Raw genomic sequence first — 21,459 nt, forward strand, 5'->3', positions numbered from 1 at the left:
ACTCCACAATAAATACTTTTTGACCCGATTAATGAAAGGTTGACCATTGCACCCTACGGATAAAAGATCTAACATAATGGAGTAAAACTTCACTTAAATAACACAATCGGAGCTAAAGACCGTGGGCAATCTGAACCTAAGTAAAACAAGTCGTCTCCGCCACCAGCTCCAAAATGGCCTTATCGCCTCATGCCAACCTGTCCCCGGCAGCGCCATGGATACACCAGAAATTGTGGCGGCAATGGCATTGGCATCACTGGCCGGTGGTGCGGTGGGTCTGCGTGTTGAGGGCATTAGGAATATTGAAGCGGTGCGCCGGGTTACCGATGCTCCAATTATCGGCATTATTAAACGCGATTTGCCTGACTCAGAAGTCAGGATCACCCCGTGGCTGGAAGATATAGATGCATTAAGTGCTGCCGGTGCCGATATTATCGCTTTTGACGTCACCTGCCGCCCTCGCCCGGTTTCAGTAAAAGATTTATTCCAGCGGGCGCAGGCAACCGGCTGCCTGACGATGGCAGATGCCTCTAATATTGAAGATGCTCTATTAGCGCACCGGTTAGGTATCGATTTTATCGGCACCACATTGTCGGGCTATACCCAAACATCAATTCCCACCGAACCGGACTTAGAACTGGTAAAACAGTTATCCCAAGCGGGCTGTAGAGTGATTGCCGAAGGCCGTTATAACTCGCCAGCATTAGCCGCAGCGGCAATATCAGCAGGCGCTTATGCCGTCACCGTCGGTTCCGCCATTACGCGCATTGAACATATTTGTAGTTGGTTTTGTGAAGCTATTCAACAATATGTACCACAAGAACACGAAGCACCACAAAAACACGAAGCAGCAAAACTGACGGGAAATTGATCACACCAGATGTCACTTGTACCCAAAACTATTTTGGCTAACCATGCCCCCCACTCTCTCTGATTTATTAAGGATGCGTATGAAAAAGTTAACCGGCCTGATCGCAGCTCCGCACACTCCCTTTGATGAGCAGGGTGAAGTTAATTATCCCGTCATCGACCAAATTGCCGAGCATCTGGTCAATGATGGTGTGAAAGGGGTCTATGTATGTGGCACCACGGGTGAAGGTATTCATTGCTCAGTAGAAGAGCGCAAAAAAATTGCCGAGCGCTGGGTAAAAGCGGCGCAAGGTAAACTGAGTATTACCTTACATACTGGCGCATTGAGCATTAAAGATGCCGTCGACCTTTCTCGCCATGCCGAAACACTGGATATTTTCGCAACCTCGGCCATCGGCCCTTGCTTCTTCAAACCGGGTAATGTTGACGAGCTAATTGCTTATTGTCAGGCCATCGCGGCAGCGGCCCCTTCGAAAGGCTTTTATTACTATCATTCCGGAATGTCCGGTGTGAATTTGGATATGGAACAATTCCTCATCAAAGCCGAATCAAAAATCCCAAACCTGTCAGGGATTAAATTCAATAATGCGGATTTGTATGAATTCCAGCGCTGTCTACGTGTCAGCGGCGGTAAATTTGATATTCCATTTGGGGTTGATGAGCATTTACCGGGTGGCCTGGCAGTGGGCGCTATTGGCGCAGTTGGCAGCACTTATAATTATGCAGCGCCGCTGTTCCATAAAATCATTGCTGATTTTAATGCGGGTAACCAAGTTGCCGTGCAACGCGGTATGGATCAGGTTATTGCACTTATTCGCATCTTGGTTGAATTTGGTGGCGTTGCCGCCGGTAAAGCAGCAATGCAATTACACGGCATTGATGCCGGTAATCCGCGCTTACCCTTGCGCGCACTGACCAAAGAACAGAAACAGACCGTCGTAAACAGAATGCGCGACGCTATAGCGCTTTAATAACAATACTTAATGAGTCACCAAAAGATAAAGGCCGGGAAACCGGCCTTTTGTCATTCAGAATAAAAGCAATTATAAAGACAATAATTTAGTTAGCGACGGCGCAAAGTAATAACTGCCGGTCACTGGCTTACTAAAGCCTAATAACAGATCGTGCTTGCCGTCTATTGAGCCGAACATGCTCAATAATTGCTGCTCGATATTGTGTAAGCGCGCACAATAGGCAATGAAATACAAGCCGTGTTTGCCGCTGGCGGTGCCGTAAGGCAAGCTTTGACGTAGAATTTTCAGCCCCTTGCCATTCTCTTTAAGGTCAACCCGACTAACATGGGAAGTATCAGGACGCTGGTCCGATGGCAACTCTTCGCTATCATGCTTGGTCCGCCCCACAATTTGTTCTTGTTTGTGTTCCGGGATACGCTGCCATTTTTTCAGGTCATGCTCATAGCGCTGAACTAATACATAACTGCCGCCGGCATCCTCTTCGCCCTCAGCAATGACAGCAACTTCTGGCCGACTTTCACCTTGCGGATTTTCTGTACCGTCAATAAAACCCGTAAAATCCCTCTCTTCCACCCAGCGGAAACCATGAGTCTCTTCTTCAACCGCAATAGCATCACCAAAAGCGGCAACAGCGGCTTGTGCTAAAGTAAAGTTAATGTCTTGACGTAATGACTGAATATGAATCAATAAATCGCGTTGGGTGGCAGGGGCAATCATCGGCGCTTTGCCCAAGGCAACAAAAGGCTTTAATTCTGGTGCACCTTGACCATTGGATAGGTCATGCCAAATATCTGAACCAAACGCGATAACTGCGCCTAAATGCTCATTAGGAAATTTTTGTTGTAACTCTTGCAATGAAAGGCAGAATTTTTTACACCCTTGGCGAATGGTATCAAATTCGCCCTGTACTCTTGCTTCCATAAAAATGGCAAAACGGCAATGCTCCAGCAAAATGCCACTCTGAACTTGAGTCATTTTTTTTCCTCACTAAAAACCCGTATCGATTATGCCAAATATCATAACTGAAGCGATTAAAATAACCTTGCGTCAACGCAAAATAAAACTGGGCGAAAGGAAATGGGCGTTTAGTGGGGTGAGATTATTATTAAGGCGTCAGACATAAGCCGCGCCCTAATAGGAGAATAATATTTACTCGCTTTTAGCGCGCCATATAATCTTGCTAACTTTCCAGCTTTGCAAAGTATCGTCAGATGGCATTAAGTCCTCTGGGCCATGCCAGTCGCCCGCAAATAAATAGCTAACATGCTTGCTATCGGGTGCTACACATTCTATTTGTCCACTATCATCGCCAGTGCCTTTCTGACAAACACCAAAGGCTTTTTTATATAACTGACTGAATGGCGCACCAATACTCACGCCCCATTGACTCGGAATATCTTTATCCATGACATCAATGCGTTCTACCGTGCCTTTGGGCTGACCAGAGAAAACCAACTTAACCTGGTTTTCTTTCATGGCTTGGTAGAAAGAAACCAGCTTGCCATCATTGGTTGCCATACCGCTGCGTAGCCGATAATCACCTTTCAGCCCTTCTTTAATCTCATTTTCGCTCAAAGGGGTACTGGCCGTGATACCACCGACACCATTATCAGTCACTTGCATACTGCTGTTGCCACTAAACCAATTCAGCGGAGACAAACTTGACCAAGAAAACCCGGACGTGGCTGAACACCCGGCCAATAACAGAGGGACCCCCAGTAATAACAAGCGCACCCCTGACAACCGTAGGCGAATATTCATCTAAAGCTCCTTAAAAAAACCACTGCATCCAATCAGCTTGTCTGCAAAGAACATTTTCTACAAAGAACCTTTTTGCAGAGAACCCTGCACAGAAGCAAAAGCATGGCAGTTGAAAAATGATAACCAGAGATTGGAGTCCAGCTCGCTGAAAAAGTGCCATAACACAATCAGCTTTCATCATTCTTTCTTATTATCGGCATAATCAAACGAATAGTGCCGCCAAAGAAAAAACACTCAATCAGGTTGATTAAATAGACTTTATCCCCATTTGTATTCATCAAACAGCCCTTTTCGGCATGGGTTGCTTTCTTATTAGGCAAATTCTAATGTGATTTTGGTCTAGTATTGGGTAGCGAGGCCGAAAAGGTCTCTGGTTTCATATGCAATAATTCATTCATTGAAGGAGCAATAAAATGAAGAAACTGACCTTAGTTGCCACCTTGGCCATGTTATGCAGCACACCATTCCTGGCGCAAAGTGCGACAAACACCGCGCAAGGGGGTTTTGACGGCCCGGCAACAACACAGACTCAGCCAGCAACACAAGGCGGCTTCTCTGGCCCGAGTGCGACAAATACCACGGTGGATAAAGTGAAAAGCATGCGTGATGATGCCCGCGTCACTTTAGAGGGGAATATCGTAGAGCGGCTCGGCCATGATACTTATACTTTCCGCGATAACACTGGCACCATTACGGTGGATATCGACAGTAAGCGCTGGAAAGGCCAAACCATTACGCCACAAGATAAAGTCCAAATTGAAGGGAAAGTGGATAAAGACTGGAACTCTGTGGAAGTCGATGTGAAAAACATCACAAAGATTAAATAGTCAATCTGATCGCTAACACTAGGGGAGTCGCAGCTCTTTGGCTTGCGACTCCAGATAGTAATATCACACCGCACCATCATTGGAATCGCAAGTAAGCAGCAAGCGAGCAAATCCCGATGAGTCTATTTATTTTAAGGTCAACGGGCAGTCAGTGATTCAGGTGCGCAAGCGCCGCTAACACCGCCGCAGCGTCAAGAGCGAAGAGTATCCTCAAAGCTATTGGTGTTGCGGCAAGGCAGCAAGCGAGTAAATCCCGATGAGTCTATTTATTTTAAGGTCAACGGGCAGTCAGTGATTCGGGTGCGCAAGCGCCGCTAACACCGCCGCAGCGTCAAGAGCGAAGAGGATCGGGATTAACCCATGAAGAACCTGACAACACCCCCCCATCAATGGTAATTGCTTGCCCGGTCAAATAAGCCGAAGCTGCTGAGCTTAAAAAGAGCACTGCGCCAATTAAATCATCTGGGTTACCTAAACGGCCTTGCGGAATAAAGTTCTGGAACCATTTTGAGCGATATTCGTCATCCCACAGCGGGCGGGTAAATTCGGTTTTGATAAAGCCCGGTTCAATAGCATTCACTTGAATATTATCGCCCACCCATTCACGCGCCATCGCCTTAGTTAATTGGCTGACGGCGGCTTTTGACGCGGCATAGACAGAAATGGTGTTAAAAGCATGCTTCGCGCTCAGTGAACTGATATTAACGATTTTACCGCCCCCTTGTTTCGTCATATAGGGTTGGACGGCTTGCGCCAAAAAGTAAACGCTACGCAAATTAATATCAATAATGGCATCAAAGTCTTCGGCGCTGACATCTTTAATCGGCTTCCTGCGATTGACACCGGCACTGGTGAGCAGGATATCTATACGCCCGAGTTGGTCATACACGGTATCGACCAACTGTCGGCAAGCTGCGACATCACTTAAGTCCGCGGTAATCGACAAAGCTTTACCGCCTTCGGCTTCAATGGCGTCTTGAATCGGTTTGATACGCGCCAGATCAATATCGTGCAATGCCACGGTTGCACCGGCATTCGCCAGCGCCTTACTCAGCACACTGCCAATTGCCCCGCCCGCCCCCGAAACCAGCACCACTTTGCCCTGTAAAGAAAATAACTTTTCAATAATATTACTCATAGATACCTTCAAATAGTCACCCGCCGACATCACCGCCAGCATTGAGATAAAATGTTAAAATCGGTTTTTTGCTGAAAAATATACCCAACTTTATTGGCGTTGCAGGGTCTATAATTCGACTGGCCGCGCGGGGTCGATAATCCATTCACTCCAGGAACCGACATAGTGTTTGGCATCCCCCAGCCCCGCATGGGCCACCGCCAAAAGATTCTGGGCCGCCGTCACGCCGGAACCACAGTAAAAAACGGTGCGCTCAATCGGCACGTCCCCCAATAGACGGGTGTAATGCTGGCGTAATTGTTGCGGTGAAAAAAACAGCCCGTAGCTGTCAAGGGTGTTGGCGCGGTCAGCCAACCTGGCACCAAGAATGTGCCCGCGAACCGGGTCATGGTAGACACCGCCACCATGGAAACCGGCCTCTGAGCGGGAATCAAACACCGCCCACTCTGGGTTCTGACGAACACTATCCACCAGCGCCACGTCCGCGAGATAATCAGGGCGCTCTTTGGCAACAAATACAGCAGGAGTTGGGCTTTCAACCTCGGTGGAGGTGGGATAGCCGGCCTGTGTCCATTGGGGCCAGCCGCCATCTAATGCCGCCACTGCATCGTGCCCTAACCAACGCAACATCCACCAGGTGCGGGCTGCCGCCATCAATCCGCCACTGGCGTCATACACAATGACTTGGGTGTCAGGGCCAATGCCCCATTGAGAAAGCCGGTTTGCAAACACTTCAATCTGCGGCAATGGGCGGCGTCCGGTATGCCCAGGAATAATGGTGCCGGATAAATCCGTGGCTAAATTGGCGTAGTGAGCACCGGGAATGTGCCTCACCAAATACTGATTTTGTCCCCAGTTTTCATCATCTAACGTGAAGCGCGCATCCAAAATGACCCAATTTGTATCGTGCAGATGGTCAGCCAACTCATTGGCCGAGATTATTGTTTTATATGTCATAGAACCCCCTGGTAGAAATAATCGCTTGGTGCTTAGTCGGGTATCGGTACTTAGTCAGGTAATGGAATATGTTCGGCAATCAACCCCTGCGCCCTTAAGGCGAGCCAAAACTCTGCGGGGATAGGATATTGAAAATTCACTGAATTCTGTGTGACTTCAGCCGGTCGGGATGGGCCATACAGCACACTGGCAACCGCGCTGAATCCTCGTGGGAATTGCAAGGCGGCGGCGGCGAGTGGGACGGAAAAATCAGCCGCGACGGCTTGCAGTTTTCGAACTCGGGCGGCGATTGAAGCTGGCAATTTGCCATAGTCATAACGCGCGGCATCCTGGATGCCAGTGGCCAATACCCCGGAATTAAACACGCCACCAATGACAATACCCACCCCCTGTTGTTGCGCCCGCAGCAGCTCATCAGCATAGATATCTTGCTCAAGTAAGGTGTAGCGAGAGGCCACCAAAAACACATCTAATGGGTAGCGGTCCAGAAAACGATTAATCATGCCCGGCTCATTAATTCCGGCACCGAACGCGGCAATCTCCCCGGCGGCTTTCAATTCTTCCAGCGCCCTAAAACCGCCAGATTCCAACTCTTTTAATTTTCCGAGCAAATCTTGTTCATCGGGGAAATAGCCCGTATCCAAGTCATGGATATATAAAATATCCACCTTATTGATACCTAGCCGCTGTAGGCTGTCTTCATAGGAGCGCAAAATGCCGTCATAGCTATAATCATGGACACTTTCAAAGGCCAGCCCACCTTGCCAGGGCGCAGTTTGGAATGTTTTGCGCGAACGCGGTGCGAGCAAGCGGCGGCCGACTTTGGTTGACAGCACATAGTCATCGCGGTTCTTGCGATACAAAAATCGCCCAGTTCGGTGCTCCCCTTGACCGCGCCCATACCAAGGCGCGGTGTCATATAATCGGATTCCGTTATCCCATGCAGTTTCCAGTGTTGTCTGGGCATCCTGCTCCGCAATTTCTTCGAATAATTCACCTAATGGGCAGGTTCCCACCCCAACTGTCGGTATCTGAAACCCTGTTTTCCCCAATGGCTGGGTGTTTTTTAACTCTATGTTTTTTAAATCTATGTTTTTTAAATCTATGTTTTTTAAGCCCATAATGTCTCCTCGCGAGTGTTAATCTCTCTCGGGCTGAACTTGCTGCGCGGTTGACGCCGACAAATAAGCCGCCTCGAGCAAGCCGTAGGTCAATAAACTGTCCCGCCCCGATGTTTCCGGTTCGCGATTCTGGCGCAAACACGCAATAAAGTGGCGCTGGGTATGCACTACACTGTCCTGAATTTGCGTCCAGGGTTCACTGGCCCATGAGCGTGCGTCATGCTCGATTTTTTCCTGTCTGGATTGGCCATTGGCGTGGACAGTGAGCACCTGATTTGGCCCAATCAATAATGTGCCGGCGGTGCCTTCAATCTCGACCAATGTTTGTGGGAAAGGGTCGGGGTGACGTCGCGATGCATAGCTGAAATCAAGCACCGTGGTCGCGCCATTGTCATGTGAGAGCAAAATAGTGGCGGCATCTTCACCGGCAATACCCGCTTTGATTTGCTGGGTGCGACAAAACACGCCCTGTGCATCACCGAATAAAAACCGCGCCAGATCCAGTAAGTGGATGCCGACGTCCATTATCATGAAACGCTTAACTTTTATCAGATAAGGTTGGTTGGAATAGACGTCAATGGCGGTTCGCCACGACAGCCGACCAAAGGTTAATTCCCCTAACTCGCCACTGTCGATAATCTTTCTCGCGGCTCTGAAAACATTCTGAAAACGAAAATCCTCATGCACCATCAGCGGCACATTCGCCGCCTGTGCCATGGCCACCATCCGGCGGCAACCTGCAAGATCGGGCGCAAATGGCTTTTGCACAATCACCGGGATCTGGTGCGCCACCGCCGCGATCACCAGTGCTTCATGGGTTTCCATGGTGGTCGGAAGATCAACAAAATCCAACGTTTGTGATGCGAACAGCGCGTTTACATCGTCGGTGTAATACGCAATGCCGAATTTCTCTGCCGCCGCTTTGGCTTTCTTAATATCCAAATCACAGACCGCGACAATCTCGACATCGTCAATATCTTGCCAAGCCGCCAGATGATTTTGGGCAAAAAATCCACAGCCAATAACAGCGCCTTTTAATTTTGCAATCATGAGGTTAATTTCTCTGATAACTGATTCTTGCCACCGCGTAGGCATCCAGACTGATTCCCTGCCCGATATCCCGCTCGTCACTTTCCTGACGGACTTCATTTTTATGACGGACTTCATTTTTATGACGAACTTCATTTTTATGACGAACTTCACTTTTATAACGAACTTCACTTTTATAACGAAATAGTGCGGGAGATAACGCCGCCAGTTCACTGTGTGCCACATCCAGAATGCGCACCCGAGCCACGCCCACATCTGCTAGCGTGACACTCACTGGCTCACTGGAAAGGTTGGCAATCAGCAGGATATTTTCGTGGCTCTCTTGCCAGCCAATAATCGCCAGCTTTTCATGGCTTGACCTGGCCTCGATACGCGGTTTTCCACTGCCAGAGGCTAAATCAGCGACGATATGGAATAGCGGATACACATGGCCCTCGCCCTGCTCATCCCACCACTCGCGGGCATAGTTTTGTTGAGTGGAAATCACCCCAAATGGCCCGGTCGGCGCGCCCAGCACCAAGGTATCGACCCCGTGTTTGGCGGCCTCGGCGGCGTAGCCGACATGCCAGGCCGCAGCAAACAAACCGCGCTGGCGCGGGTCATTCGCCGCTAATCCCACGCGGGCTGAATCCGGATTCGCCAACGGGCCGCTGCCATAGGGATTTAATCGCGCTCCAATGCCAATCGGGCCGATGCGGTAAGGCACATTGCTGGCAATAGTTTTTTCAGAATCAATAATCTGTCTGGCAGAGCCAATGATATGGGGCAGTGATTGCAAGGTTTCGATAACCGACGCATCGTCCGCCGCGTGCACCGTGGGCGCTGTCGCGTGGGTGATAAAATCAAATGCCCCCGCCGAGGGGCGTTTGCGGTTGAATTCAGTAAAGAATGCCGGGCTGCCGCCGCCGATTGGAATATCAGGGAAAACTTGTTTAGCCGCGCTATAGATATCGATATCAGAGGGTGATGGCGGGCGAGTTTCACCGGGTTGGAATGAGCGCTCATCAATTTTGGGGAAGATCGCCACTGACACGGGTGAAATACCGACATCTTTTAGCCATTGCGCCGCCTGCAAGATTTCTGGTTTTGGGTCATGACTGGCGATGAGCAGCAATTCAAACGCCACCGGCAAATTTGTGCGGGAAGCCAGTTGGCTGGCGGCAACAAGATGTTCAATATGATGCTGAGCGGCGGGATCATAGCGCAGCAAAAAATGGACTGGGCCAAGATTTGCCAGTTGTGGCGCGTAGGCGATGGCCGCCGCACTCTCATCCGCAGATAATCCCAGACCAATAGCGGGAATGAGCTGTTGGGTCACTGCGCCCACCACCACGCGAGCTTCGGCGCTGATACTGGCTGGTTCATCAGGCTGCGGTATTCGACTGTCACTAATATCAATAATAATTGATTGATTCGAGTTCTCGCCCGGCAGCAAATGATATGGATAAGGCAAACCGATTGGGCGACTGTATATTTTGAAAGAGGCATCCGACCAATTGCGATGGTCTTCAGCTTCAAAAATATCGCCATCAAATCGGGTAGTGACTGACAGATTTTCAACTGGCCGATGGGTAATCGCGCGAATATTGAAGATAGGCTGCCCGGGGCTGATAGCTGCTGGAATGGTTAACTCGGTGTTTTTCCCATCAGCATCTTCAACATGGACGGTGGTGCCCGCAAATCCATCCAGAGGATACAACACCACAAACCCGGTGCGGTTGGTTGCAAAAGGCGTATCGGCAGCAATATGGGCGCTGGCTGATAATGCCCCATCACTGCGCCCGGCAAAACGAATATTCACCGTAACCTGTTCGCCGCCATTGACATAATGCGCCTGATAGTTCACTGCAAATGAATCATCATTCTGCTGAATATCTAACCCGCTAATCTGCGGTTCAGGAGTTCCCCATCCCGGCGTGCGCACCAAGAATGTCAATGCGCGCAACACTTCAACCCCGCGCCAGCGAATCCAGCGCAAAGCACCATTATCAAATTCAGCGGATAAAGACGTTGCCAATAAGGTTTGTTTCGGCGCCTCAATGGCAGAGGTGCCGGTAAGGAAGACGGCTCTGCTCATCTTTTTTGCCTTTTGATAAAGATATCGAATGTCACGGCGGCAACAATAATGACGCCAATTAACAACTGCTGGATGTACGGAGAAATATTCAGAATGACCAGCCCATTGAGCAACACGCCAATCAGCAGTGTGCCAATCACGGTGCCCCAAATACTGCCAGTGCCGCCATACAAACTGGTGCCACCAATCACCACCGCCGCGATGACATATAATTCATACTGATTCCCTGCTACCGCCTCCGCAGAATTCAGCCGCGCGGTGAGCAAAAAGCCCCCCAATCCGGCTAATAGTCCGGTGAGTACATAAACACTGGTCACCACGCCTTTTACATTCAGGCCGCATAACCGTGCTGCTTCAGGATTTGAGCCGATGGCATAAATCGAGCGACCATAACGGGTAAAATGCAGGGTTATTGAGGCGATAATCACCACTACCGCGAAAACAATCACCGGCAGCGGAACCGGCCCCACCATGCCACGCCCCCACCAGCCTAAAGCATCATCAAACCCACTGATCGGGCTGCCGTTGCTTATCATCAATGTCAGGCCACGAAACACCGTCAACCCGCCCAAAGTCACGACAAATGCCGGTACCGCCAGGCGCGCGATAATCAACCCTTGCAATGCTCCTGCCAGCCCGCCGGTGATAATGGCGGCCAATGCGGCCCATTGCCAGGCTATCTCCCGCCCATCGGAGAACAGCATAAACTGGCCTTCAATACCGCCTTTCGCGACCACCGCAGCGACCACACCCGATAAAGCGGCAATGGCACCGACAGATAAATCAATGCCACGGGTCAAAACAATGAAAGTCATCCCCACGGCGATAATGCCGTAGATCGAAACTTGTCTGACAATATTAAAAAGATTGATTGAAGAGAGAAAACGCGGCGCTAATAACGTAAATAGCGCCATTAACAGCACCAGAAAGATAAGCGGGGCATAACGCGCCAAAATAGCTTTCTTCTTATTGCTGTTTTTATTTCCCGTCAGGATTGTCGAACTCATAGTCATCTCTCTAATCCAATAAATTCATTCACACTGGCTTAATAGGCCGCGTCATCAATTGCATCACGTTTTCTTCATTAGCCTCATGCGCCGATAACTCGCCGGTCAATTGCCCCGAGCGCATGGTGAGAATACGGTCACTGACGGCAAGCACTTCCGGTAAATCTGAGGAAATCAGAATGATCGCAACGCCCTTTGCCGCCATATCACGCAACAACCGGTGGACATCCGCTTTTGCGGCAATATCGACTCCGCGCGTCGGTTCATCGACAATCAAGAGTGCCGGGTTCTGGGCCATCCAACGCGCCAGTACCACCTTTTGCTGATTGCCACCCGACAACGTGGCAATGTCGGCCCCTAAACTGACGGCACGCAGGTTTAGCTGTTGTTTATAATCAAGAAAAGAAGCCCGCTCACGTTGCCTTTCAATAAAGTGGCGGGCGGCGCGGAAAGGTGAATAGATAATCGCGAAATTTTCTTCTACCGATAGCGACATAAACAAAGCTTGCTGCTTACGGTCTTCCGGCACCAGGCCGATACCGGCGGCAATGGCATCGCGCGGGGAAGAGGGATGGTAAGCTTTCCCCTGAACACGTAATGTCCCGCTACCTATTGGATCTGCACCAAATAACAGCCGGGCAATTTCCGTTCTTCCCGCCCCCACCAGCCCGGCAAAACCGACAATTTCGCCTGCTTTCACGGTAAAACTGACCTGACGGACAGAGACGCGATCGGCTCCAGCAGATGCACTCGACAGGTTTTCAACTTCCAGAATATTGTCGCCAGTCACGCCGCGTACAGAGCGGTCAAACTCGGCTAAATCGCGCCCCACCATCAGCCGGACAAGATTATCAACTGAGACATCTTTAACTTCGCCCTGCCCGACCAGTTGGCCGTCTCTTAATACGCTGTAGGTCTGGCATAGTGCGGTAATTTCTTCAAGGCGGTGGCTGACATAAATAACAGCAACCCCGCTTTCAGAAATGGTACGCACCACCTGTTTTAATTTTTCGACTTCAGCTGGACTTAATGCTGCGGTCGGCTCATCCATGATAATTAATTGAGGTTTGGATGTGAGCGCCCGGGCTATTTCCACCAACTGCTGTTCAGCAATACTTAATTCAGCAATTTTGCGTAACGGATTGATAGACACGCCAAGCAGTGCCAAGACCTGGCGCGCGTCATTCACGATGGCTTTCCAGCGGACAAAACCAAATCGATTTACCGGCAAATGTCCGGCGAAAATAGTTTCGGCTACGGTTAAATCCGGGAACAGACTAAATTCCTAATGGATAGTGGTAATACCGGCTTTCCAGGCATCAAGTGGTTTATTAAATGAGGTTGTCCGGCCCTGTAAAATAATACTGCCGCCATCCGGTTGATGTACCCCACTTAATATATTAATTAGCGTCGATTTCCCCGCACCGTTTTCGCCTAATAGCGCTCTTATTTCCCCTGCTCGCAGAGAAAAAGAGACGTTATTCAGCACGGTCTGACCAAAAAATAACTTGGTCAGATTCCGAATGCTAATATATTCATCGCTATCCCGACTCACTGCTGGAGAATCGGGGTGTGAATATAATAATAAAGTCTCGAGCGACATTATTTTACAAGTCCAATACGTTCTGCATCATTCAGATTTTTGCTGGTAATAGCGACAGGGCTAACTAAAACGTCTGCTGTTGCCGGGCGTGCACCGGTGCGGATGTAATCGGTCAAGATTTTTACCGCTTCACGGCCTTGCTTTCCTGGGTACTGATCAACTGTCCCCGTTAATACACCATCCCGCACCGCTTTCAGGGCATCGGTTGAACCATCGTAACCAAAGATAGCAATTTTGCCTTTCAAGCCGCGTGCTTCAACCGCCTGAGCAGCACCCAATGCGCTATCATCATTGCCTGCAACAATCACTGTTGGGGGATTTGCCAAACCGGTTAATAGATTTTCTGTCACAGATAAGCCCTGGTCGCGGTTAAAGCGCGCAGTTTGCTCGGCAACAAATTTGTAAAGCTCAGGGTGCTTATCTAATGTGTCGTGCACGCCCTTACTACGGTCATTTGCTGTTTTATCGCCTGGGATTCCCTGCAAGTTAATAATCGTGGCTCCCTGAGGGAATAATTTTTCGACTGCCTCGCCTTGGCGCTGTGCGCCGATTAAATTATCTGCTGCCACATTGGCAATAACTTCGGGTACTCCATTGACCGGGCGGTCAATGGTCACAACTGAAATACCTTCTTTAATTGCCGTACGCAATACGGGTGCCAGAGCAGTTGCATCAGCGGGGGCGATAATAATGCCGTCAACCCCTTGAACAATTGCTGCTTCAATATCAGCAATTTGTTTAGGCGCACTTAATTGACCATCAGAGCGAATAATTTTTACATTACCCAATGTGTTAGCTTCAGCTTCAAGTTGTTCTTGGAGAAAAACAAAATGCGGGAAACTGTATGATAATGCTGAGACTAAAATCGTCACCGGCGCATCTTTGCCTTTCGGCGCAGCATTCGCTGAAAATGCAAAGGTGCTTAATGTAATAGCTAATGTTGTCATTAAATAAGTTACTTTACGCATAAGAATATACCTCCCCGCACATATAAGATTATCTAATATATTAAAATTAGAAAAACATGAATAAAATGATTAATTAAAATCGCCGCACTACTTTTGGTAAAACAATAGAATTTGACTATATCATGCGAATGATAATTTAAAATGGCCGTTCTTCATAACATTTTCATATTTAAATATTCGAAAAATAGGATATCTATTTCAATAAAAGTATTAACTAAAGAACATAATGATATTTACGATGTGATTGCGGAAAAATAATATGGATCGGGGTTACCAATAAACCTGAACAAGACCAATGATGATAGCGGAATGCTTGATGTCGACCAAAGGAACAGGATAAGTGGCGCACATGACTGTCGCGCCCCCAACTAAACCCTCAATATTCCTGATCAACAATCAGCCGTTTGCCCAGCATGATGCTGTCTTGGGTTTCGTAATCGAGTTTTTCATACATGCCGATTACTGCATCATTGTCTTCGCGCACCATAATATTCAGCTTCGGGCAGCCGCGGGCAATGAGTTTCTTTTCCAGCCGGCTGATCAGCGCATTGGCAAAGCCAATTTAAACTCTGGGGCTAACTGGGATTAATACTATATTTTCAATAAAAATCAAAATATTATACAAACAAAGAATTGCAGAACACGAGGTTGAATTGCAGTATTGTGCGTTATAAGTGTGGCAAGATTGTGGCGTAGTAACATCAAGATTTAGTGTAAGATTTTTCCTGTTCCTCTACCGCGATGTCTTTTAATCACTCTGCAAATATTGCACTCATCTGAAACCCGATGCGATCCAATGCAAGAAGCATGGTCGCAAGATGGAGTGCTTATGCAAGACTTAATGACCGCCGAACAACTTTCTAAAATCATCCATAAAACCGTGGCCAGTATCCGCAGCGATGCCACACGCAATCCTATTTCATTACCACCTATCTGCCGATTACCCAATACTAAGCGCTTATTGTGGCGCTTGGAAGATGTAGAACAATGGTTGGCTTGCCATGTGTGTACTCCACAGCAACCTCCCCTACCCAGCTCAATAAATCTTGTTGTTCCTGCCAAGCGTGGCCGCCCAACAAAAGCGGAGCAAATCGCCCGCAACAAAAAAAGATCGGTACTGCCGATAGCTCTTAAAACCGGACGATAATCTGGTGAGTGATATTGAAATTAAGTCTTCCCTTCTCGCTCGCGTTCAAAAGATGCAAGCCAATTCGCCAAAGAGAAGTAAGCAAAAATCTAATGATAGACAGTTAATGCCTCTTCATCTCCCTAAAATTGGCGATTCTTACCGTGCTATGCCAAATCACATAGCCCGCTCAAGCCTTTTTGCACCTATAGGAGCCAAGCCAAAGCAGGTATACAGAAATGCGATTCTTGTCAGCCGCAAAGATGCAGTAATTAAGTTTTGGGGTGAACAGCTAGACGAATCTCAAGCTGATGTTTGGATGCAGGTAATGTTTGAAGCATCAAAACTTCCATTAGGTGAGCCTGTCGTCATCAAGAGAGCCAGATTTCTTCAAGCCATAGGTCGCAATACCAGTGGTGCAAACTATGAGTGGTTAGACCGGAGTATGAAAAGCCTCGCGTTCGCCATGCTAGTTATTGAGGTCAATACCAAAAGCGGCGCAAACAAACTAACAATTGGAACAACAGCAGCATTACATATGATTGATAACTTTGATTATGACAGTGCATTGCAAGTCTATACGCTAAGGATAGATCCACGTTGGCATCAAATGTACCGAAACAGAGAGTTTTCACTGATTGAATGGGATAAGAGACTGAGATTCAGTAACAAGCAAGATATGGCGAAAGCATTGCAACGATTAATTTCCACATCCAATGATGAAATTCAATACTATTCTCTTGATTGGCTTAAAGAAAAATTTGTTTATACCGGACGCCTTAGAGATTTTAGGCAAGCGGTGGAAAAAGCAATGAATGATCTAACTCGCCTGAATTTTATAACCGAAGGCCGGATTGATATTAGCGCCAAAGGTAACACGCAAGTAGTATGGCGCAGGCTAAAAAGTTCGTAGTTGCGTCGCGCTTTTTTCGTAGTTGAATCGCTTTTCATCGTAGTTGCATCGCGTTTTTTCGTAGTTGCATCGCGCTCTATATTTTGTAACCCGCATGTAGCCTGCTTTCCAGAGCAGCAAAATGTTCTCTACCTTATTTCTACCAATAACTACCCTGACTTAGATAAAAATCAGGGATAACAAACGCAGGTTTGAGAGTAAGAGTGGCGACTCAAATCCAGTTTCAATACGTTTTACGCCAGAGAAAGGCGCTATGATGAAGCTAACGCGAATACCCACAGTAGGTTGATCAAGATGAAACAGACGATATCAATCAAGATCGCCCCAGAAATGAAAGACAGACTGGCGCAGCTTGCTCTCACGAAAGACCGCTCAATACACTGGTTATTGACGCAGGCTATTACGCGCTATGTAGAACAAGAGGAAAGGCGGGAATCGATCAAGGCTGCATCACTAGATGCCTGGATAAACTTTCAAATGACAGGAGTTGGAGTTCCATCAAAGGATGTTTGTGATTGGTTGTCCGATTTAGCACAAGGGAAATATCGAAACCCACCGCTCTGAGATGATAAATAAAGGAGTCCTCTCTAGTTTAGTTATCAACATACTTCGGCGGAAGAAACCAAATTTCGAGAGGACAGGCAGGTATTAACCCACTAACAATTATAGTGCTGAGTTTTTTCAAAGCAATTTCTGTAGCACAGAATGCAATCCAATTTTAAAAGTGAAAATCAAAGGCACCTTATTAATGATTCTGTTTTGCTATCATAATGCTAAATTTTAGCGGCTAAAATTTAAGTTTTGCGGGCAAAATGAATCAATATTAAAAGATGAGTTATATTTATCATCTTTTCTGCTCTCTAATTCTAATTTATCAATTTCGTTCGTTATAGTGGATAAAAGGTCTAACTCAATAAGTTCTGGAGTTAATAATTCACTGTTTAAAATCTTACGAACATTCTTGAAATAAATATCACAGATATAAATGCCTACACCTTCAAGTTGAGTTTTTCTGTCTGTTATTAAGTGAAATCTATAAGCCGCTACAGCTCTGGCTAAATCTGCAATGGTCAATGTCTCTGTATAACCCAAATTTGCCGATATGGTTATTGCCGTTGAAAACTCTTTTAGTGGTGATGACGCCGATATCATTGGATGCGTTCGCATACAGGCCACCAATTGGCTGGTATGCCCCCACAGAGCCGCCCACAGCCCTCCTGGGCCATATTGATACACTATCTCTATGTCATCAAAGAACATTTTGAGATCAGCTAAGGTCTTCTTTGTTATCGATTGATCGCCTTTAGCTATCGGATACCACTTCTTCGATGTTGTTGTTTCCGGAATCTCTTTCCCATCGATTCTCATACTCTCGGTACGCAGATCAAACCATTTGGCGAATTGATTTGGATTGGTTGTATTAGTTCTTCGCATTAACTCTTGCATCAGAAAAGTAGTACGAACCTTATCCCTTTCGATTAACTCTTTTTTCGAAAACATATAGTGAGTTCACTCATAAGGTGTAGGAATTTTAAATAATACTACCATGCAAACTAACCAAGTCCAGATAATAATAAATCATCCAATGTTAATTGAGCCAAGTTTATGAAAAGTAATTTCGATATATTGATTGAAACGCATGGAGCAGTGATAACACTGGAGCAACTCGCGGCCATTTTAAGTAGAAAACCAGAAGGTCTAAGAATGGCGTTATTGCAACCCAAAGAGCCTTGGGCCAAGAAGTTAAATGACAAGAAATTTTATGTCGGTAGAAGAATGTATTTCCCAACAGAAACAGTTTCAGAGGTAATTTCAGGCGACTTTCTATCACCATGAAAAGTTAAATTACGATATATCGTTTACTCATATTTATATCTTATTTAATTTTCTTGGATATATCTTGGATTAATCTTGATTTCATCTTGGTTCTATCTCGGTTTTATCTTGCTCGAATCTTGGTTTTATCTTGATTGAGAAATATGTCTTGAAAACAAACTGGCAGATACGAGGGCAAGATAGGTGAAGTTAGCTAACCAGCAAGCTGGTTATCAATCTTCACTCTCCCTTATTCGCACCTTCGGCGCTCAACGGGGATCTTGCTCTGCGAGGCAAAAGTATTGGGCCTGTTATCTCCCGACACATGCCCTCATCACAGCGGAGAAAAATATGCATTGCACTAAGTTAGCGATAGCAACCAAGTTCACATTAGTCATCTTCATGGCGTCCACTGCCGTTTTCCCTGTTTCAAAAATTCAAGCGGCAGGGGCGGGTATCCCAGTGATGGATGTCACCAACCTCTCGCAAAACATCATGACCGCGATGGAAAGCGTGGCTCAAACGCTAAAACAAATTGAGCAATATAAAACCCAATTACAGCAGTACGAAAACATGCTGCAAAACACCGCTGCACCTGCGGCATATATCTGGGATCAGGCCAACAGCACCATCAACCAGTTGATGAGCGCAATTGATACTCTGAGTTACTACAAACAGCAGGTCGGCAACATTGATGCTTACTTGGCTAAATACCAGAACATCAATTTTTACCGGACATCCCCCTGCTTCAGCAGCAATAGCTGCACACCCGAACAGATGCAAATCATGCTGAATTCGCAAACCTATGGCTCAGAAGCACAAAAGAGGGCCAATGATGCGGTGCTTCGTGGTGTAGATCAGCAGCAAACCGCCTTACAAAATGATGCACGCCAATTAGTCCACTTACAGCAACAAGCTCAGGGCGCGACTGGACAGATGGCTGCAATCCAGTACGCCAATCAGTTAGCCAGTGCCCAAACTAATCAATTACTGCAAATCAGGGGGCTGTTAGTCGCCCAACAAAATGCTGATGCCACCCGTTCCGCAGTTATTACAGATAGGGAAGCCCAGCAAGCAGCTGCTTCCCTTCATCTACGCAGAGGCTCATTTAAGAAAAGCCCCCCTGGAAGCTGGTGAGGACAACACGATGATCATAAAAATCGGTTTTGCCGTTGCGGTATTAGTCCTTAGCGGATGCGATAACTCAAAAAACAATCAGTCATGCAGTGATGTGCGCCACATGGAGGACTCCCCCCAACGTCGGGAGCTAGCTTCCAAATGTCTTCGTAAGGGCGAATTCAAGAAAAGCCCTTCCCAAAGTTGGTAATGGAGCAAATAAAATGAAAGCGAAAATATGTTCTAAATGGATGTTAGCGTTAGCCAGTTTCCTCATGTGGTATTCCGTTAACGCCACAGCAGCAATTGATAACTCAGGGATAATGAATACGGTATTAGACCGATTTCAGAGCGCCGCCAGTGGTTGGGGGGCTGTCATGGTTCAATACGCTTCATGGTTATTCTGGGGAATGGCTTTATTAAGTATGGTTTGGACTTTTGGCATGATGGCATTAAGAAAAGCAGATATTCAGGAGTTCTTCGCAGAAGCATTACGTTTTCTGTCCGCTACTGGCTTCTTTTTCTGGATATTGGTTAATGCCCCTTCGATAGCAATGTCGATCATTAAATCGACTCAAATGATCGGAGCTGAAGCCGCTGGCTTAGGTAGCCAACTACAGCCCTACGATATTGTTGATATGGGGTTTGATATTCTCTTTCGTGCGTTTGATCAGTCAACTTTTTGGGCGCCAGTCGATGCAACCTGCGCCATTCTTTTCTCGCTAGCGACATTACTGATCTTAACGCTGATAGGTGTACAAATGCTGCTACTGCTCGTAACCAGTTGGATACTTGCATACGCCGGTATTTTTCTACTGGGTTTCGGTGGTAGTCGGTGGACATCAGATATCGCCATTAACTACTACAAAACAGTAGTGGGAGTCGGGATACAGCTAATGATGATGATTTTACTGGTTGGTATTGGCAAAACATTTCTGGATGAATATTACGTCAAGTTGAGTGATACCATCAGTTTAAAAGAAATGGCCGTAATGCTGGTTGTCACGGTCATTTTATATGCGCTCATCAATAAAATCCCAACGCTACTGGCTGGGATAGTCGGCGCAGGTGCAATACAAAGTGGTATCGGCACTTTTGGGGCCGGGGCTGTAATGGGAGCCGCAAGCATGGCCGCTGCCGCAGTTTCTACAGCTGCATCAGGTGCAATGTCGGCGGCTACCAGTGCCGCAGGTAGCACATCAGCGCTTCAGGCAGCATTTGAATCAGCGCAACAAAGCATTGACGCTGGCAGTAGCCCTAGTGGTGAAGGACGTAGTTCGTCAGGAGGTGACTTCTCAGAAGCAATGGGAAGAGCAGGAGGTTTTGCTAAATCTATGGGGTCTAATCTAGCTGATGCGGCTCGTGATATCGTGCAAGAGAAAGCCAGTTCAATAAGAGATTCAGTGCAGCACGAAGTTTCAGGAACCACTGGTGGTAAAATTGCTTCTTCTATTCGTGAAAGCACGCAATCAAGAATGAATGCTGGAACATCTCAAGATACTTTCGAGAATGACAGCCTTGGTGCGGGGAAAAGCACTGCGACTGAACGCCCCAATGTAGAAAACCTTAGTGAACAAGAAATGATCGATAACTTCGTTAATAAAACGCCAAGGGATGATAGCTAATGGACAATTCACAACCAATCAAGCAGGTTGAAAATTTCATACCCTTTTTAAATGAGTTAATAACAATTATCGCTACACCAGCTGAAAATACTCAGCCACAAAGCCAAGCCATAGCTTTTGCAGACCTACTGGTTGATATCAGTGTTATGTTGCACTGCCACCTTAGCGGTGGCCCTGTGATATCAGCACTACAAATTGACGAACTAAGAGCTGATGCCAGGCAAATTATAAGATAGTCGAGTAAAAAGATTATTCAGCAAATCCAGCGTAGCAATCAGACGCTGGTTTTTTTATTTCGTAATACCCACCGCTCATGGTTATCCTGGACGTTAAACCAAAACTCTGGATTGGTATCGAAGAATGCAGCTAGCAGAGATATTTCCTTAGCATTAATCTGTGTCACTCAGGACCTCGGTTGACATTTGATCTTAAATGCCCAGCGTTTTCCCGTCCAGATATAAGTCACATCACCGCACCAGGCCTGATTAGGCTCGGTAACAGCAAACTGGCG

General features: G+C 47.1%; 22 protein-coding genes and 2 pseudogenes. 11 read left to right on the forward strand and 13 right to left on the reverse strand.

Features of this window, described 5'->3' with window-relative positions; all coding sequences use genetic code 11:
• Positions 1-130 precede the first annotated feature (130 nt).
• Complete coding sequence (locus FTA91_RS14705) at positions 131-871, forward strand: N-acetylmannosamine-6-phosphate 2-epimerase (RefSeq protein ID WP_072082456.1); 741 nt, start codon at positions 131-133, stop codon at positions 869-871.
• Between the two features lie 79 nt (positions 872-950).
• The gene (locus FTA91_RS14710; RefSeq protein WP_050112546.1) at positions 951-1,841 is read left to right on the forward strand and encodes a dihydrodipicolinate synthase family protein; all 891 of its coding nucleotides are present in this window, start codon (positions 951-953) and stop codon (positions 1,839-1,841) included.
• Positions 1,842-1,913: 72 nt separating this feature from the next.
• Here the strand turns inward: FTA91_RS14710 and FTA91_RS14715 are convergent, their stop codons facing one another.
• Positions 1,914-2,819 (reverse strand): Dyp-type peroxidase, encoded by a 906-nt coding sequence (locus tag FTA91_RS14715; RefSeq protein WP_050112545.1) that lies wholly within the window; start codon positions 2,817-2,819, stop codon positions 1,914-1,916.
• A gap of 174 nt (positions 2,820-2,993) precedes the next feature.
• A complete protein-coding gene (locus FTA91_RS14720) occupies positions 2,994-3,605 on the reverse strand; it encodes an RpoE-regulated lipoprotein (protein ID WP_050112544.1) in 612 nt (203 codons plus the stop codon).
• Between the two features lie 413 nt (positions 3,606-4,018).
• On the opposite strand from FTA91_RS14720, the gene FTA91_RS14725 reads away from it, so the two are divergent.
• On the forward strand, positions 4,019-4,432 hold the full coding sequence (locus FTA91_RS14725; protein WP_050112543.1) for a YgiW/YdeI family stress tolerance OB fold protein: 414 nt from the start codon (positions 4,019-4,021) through the stop codon (positions 4,430-4,432).
• Between the two features lie 331 nt (positions 4,433-4,763).
• Here FTA91_RS14725 and FTA91_RS14730 read toward each other — a convergent pair whose 3' ends face one another.
• From FTA91_RS14730 to FTA91_RS14775, 10 genes and pseudogenes are all read right to left on the reverse strand, one after another.
• Complete coding sequence (locus tag FTA91_RS14730; protein ID WP_235896860.1) at positions 4,764-5,570, reverse strand: SDR family NAD(P)-dependent oxidoreductase; 807 nt, start codon at positions 5,568-5,570, stop codon at positions 4,764-4,766.
• Between the two features lie 108 nt (positions 5,571-5,678).
• On the reverse strand, positions 5,679-6,527 hold the full coding sequence (locus FTA91_RS14735; protein ID WP_145583534.1) for a sulfurtransferase: 849 nt from the start codon (positions 6,525-6,527) through the stop codon (positions 5,679-5,681).
• 50 nt (positions 6,528-6,577) lie between these two features.
• Positions 6,578-7,648 (reverse strand): aldo/keto reductase, encoded by a 1,071-nt coding sequence (locus FTA91_RS14740; protein WP_072082435.1) that lies wholly within the window; start codon positions 7,646-7,648, stop codon positions 6,578-6,580.
• Between the two features lie 18 nt (positions 7,649-7,666).
• A complete protein-coding gene (locus tag FTA91_RS14745) occupies positions 7,667-8,698 on the reverse strand; it encodes a Gfo/Idh/MocA family protein (protein WP_050112877.1) in 1,032 nt (343 codons plus the stop codon).
• Positions 8,699-8,702: 4 nt separating this feature from the next.
• On the reverse strand, positions 8,703-10,775 hold the full coding sequence (locus FTA91_RS14750) for a hypothetical protein (protein WP_145583536.1): 2,073 nt from the start codon (positions 10,773-10,775) through the stop codon (positions 8,703-8,705).
• Positions 10,772-11,782 carry an ABC transporter permease gene (locus FTA91_RS14755; RefSeq protein ID WP_050112876.1) on the reverse strand — a complete coding sequence of 337 codons (1,011 nt, stop codon included), beginning with the start codon at positions 11,780-11,782 and terminating at the stop codon, positions 10,772-10,774. The genes FTA91_RS14750 and FTA91_RS14755 overlap by 4 nt, the downstream gene beginning before the upstream one ends.
• A 28-nt stretch (positions 11,783-11,810) precedes the next feature.
• Positions 11,811-12,833 carry a sugar ABC transporter ATP-binding protein gene (locus FTA91_RS14760; protein ID WP_328592896.1) on the reverse strand — a complete coding sequence of 341 codons (1,023 nt, stop codon included), beginning with the start codon at positions 12,831-12,833 and terminating at the stop codon, positions 11,811-11,813.
• Positions 12,828-13,385: pseudogene (locus FTA91_RS20340) on the reverse strand (ATP-binding cassette domain-containing protein); the annotation flags it as partial. The gene FTA91_RS14760 and the pseudogene FTA91_RS20340, both read right to left, overlap by 6 nt.
• Positions 13,385-14,353: a substrate-binding domain-containing protein gene (locus FTA91_RS14770; RefSeq protein WP_050112539.1), complete on the reverse strand. Its 969-nt coding sequence runs from the start codon at positions 14,351-14,353 to the stop codon at positions 13,385-13,387. The gene FTA91_RS14770 and the pseudogene FTA91_RS20340, both read right to left, overlap by 1 nt.
• Before the next feature lie 376 nt (positions 14,354-14,729).
• A pseudogene (locus FTA91_RS14775) lies at positions 14,730-14,912 on the reverse strand (GNAT family N-acetyltransferase); the annotation flags it as partial.
• Positions 14,913-15,182: 270 nt separating this feature from the next.
• Here FTA91_RS14775 and FTA91_RS14780 point away from each other — a divergent pair.
• The 3 genes from FTA91_RS14780 to FTA91_RS14790 all read left to right on the forward strand — a co-directional run bounded on the left by FTA91_RS14780 (position 15,183) and on the right by FTA91_RS14790 (position 16,956).
• Positions 15,183-15,500, forward strand: a complete 318-nt coding sequence (locus tag FTA91_RS14780) for a hypothetical protein (protein WP_046050490.1) — start codon at positions 15,183-15,185, stop codon at positions 15,498-15,500.
• Positions 15,501-15,504: 4 nt separating this feature from the next.
• Complete coding sequence (gene trfA / locus FTA91_RS14785) at positions 15,505-16,392, forward strand: plasmid replication initiator TrfA (protein ID WP_145583542.1); 888 nt, start codon at positions 15,505-15,507, stop codon at positions 16,390-16,392.
• A 294-nt stretch (positions 16,393-16,686) separates the two neighbouring features.
• Complete coding sequence (locus FTA91_RS14790; protein ID WP_145583544.1) at positions 16,687-16,956, forward strand: CopG family ribbon-helix-helix protein; 270 nt, start codon at positions 16,687-16,689, stop codon at positions 16,954-16,956.
• A 216-nt stretch (positions 16,957-17,172) separates the two neighbouring features.
• Here the strand turns inward: FTA91_RS14790 and FTA91_RS14795 are convergent, their stop codons facing one another.
• Positions 17,173-17,892 carry a hypothetical protein gene (locus tag FTA91_RS14795; protein WP_186377371.1) on the reverse strand — a complete coding sequence of 240 codons (720 nt, stop codon included), beginning with the start codon at positions 17,890-17,892 and terminating at the stop codon, positions 17,173-17,175.
• A gap of 105 nt (positions 17,893-17,997) precedes the next feature.
• Here FTA91_RS14795 and FTA91_RS14800 point away from each other — a divergent pair, with 105 nt between their 5' ends.
• The 5 genes from FTA91_RS14800 to FTA91_RS14820 all read left to right on the forward strand — a co-directional run bounded on the left by FTA91_RS14800 (position 17,998) and on the right by FTA91_RS14820 (position 21,184).
• Positions 17,998-18,228, forward strand: coding sequence for a hypothetical protein (locus tag FTA91_RS14800; RefSeq protein ID WP_011815845.1), 231 nt, complete (start codon positions 17,998-18,000; stop codon positions 18,226-18,228).
• Between the two features lie 330 nt (positions 18,229-18,558).
• Positions 18,559-19,344 carry a P-type conjugative transfer protein TrbJ gene (trbJ, locus tag FTA91_RS14805; RefSeq protein ID WP_145583545.1) on the forward strand — a complete coding sequence of 262 codons (786 nt, stop codon included), beginning with the start codon at positions 18,559-18,561 and terminating at the stop codon, positions 19,342-19,344.
• A 10-nt stretch (positions 19,345-19,354) separates the two neighbouring features.
• Positions 19,355-19,534 carry an entry exclusion lipoprotein TrbK gene (gene trbK, locus FTA91_RS20580; protein WP_072083113.1) on the forward strand — a complete coding sequence of 60 codons (180 nt, stop codon included), beginning with the start codon at positions 19,355-19,357 and terminating at the stop codon, positions 19,532-19,534.
• 13 nt (positions 19,535-19,547) lie between these two features.
• The gene (gene trbL, locus FTA91_RS14815; protein ID WP_145583547.1) at positions 19,548-20,948 is read left to right on the forward strand and encodes a P-type conjugative transfer protein TrbL; all 1,401 of its coding nucleotides are present in this window, start codon (positions 19,548-19,550) and stop codon (positions 20,946-20,948) included.
• Positions 20,948-21,184, forward strand: a complete 237-nt coding sequence (locus FTA91_RS14820; protein WP_145583549.1) for a hypothetical protein — start codon at positions 20,948-20,950, stop codon at positions 21,182-21,184. Before trbL ends, FTA91_RS14820 begins: the two co-directional genes overlap by 1 nt.
• Positions 21,185-21,459: the final 275 nt, after the last annotated feature.

The sequence above is a fragment of the Yersinia thracica genome, assembly GCF_902170565.1.
Taxonomy (GTDB): Bacteria; Pseudomonadota; Gammaproteobacteria; order Enterobacterales; family Enterobacteriaceae; genus Yersinia; species Yersinia thracica.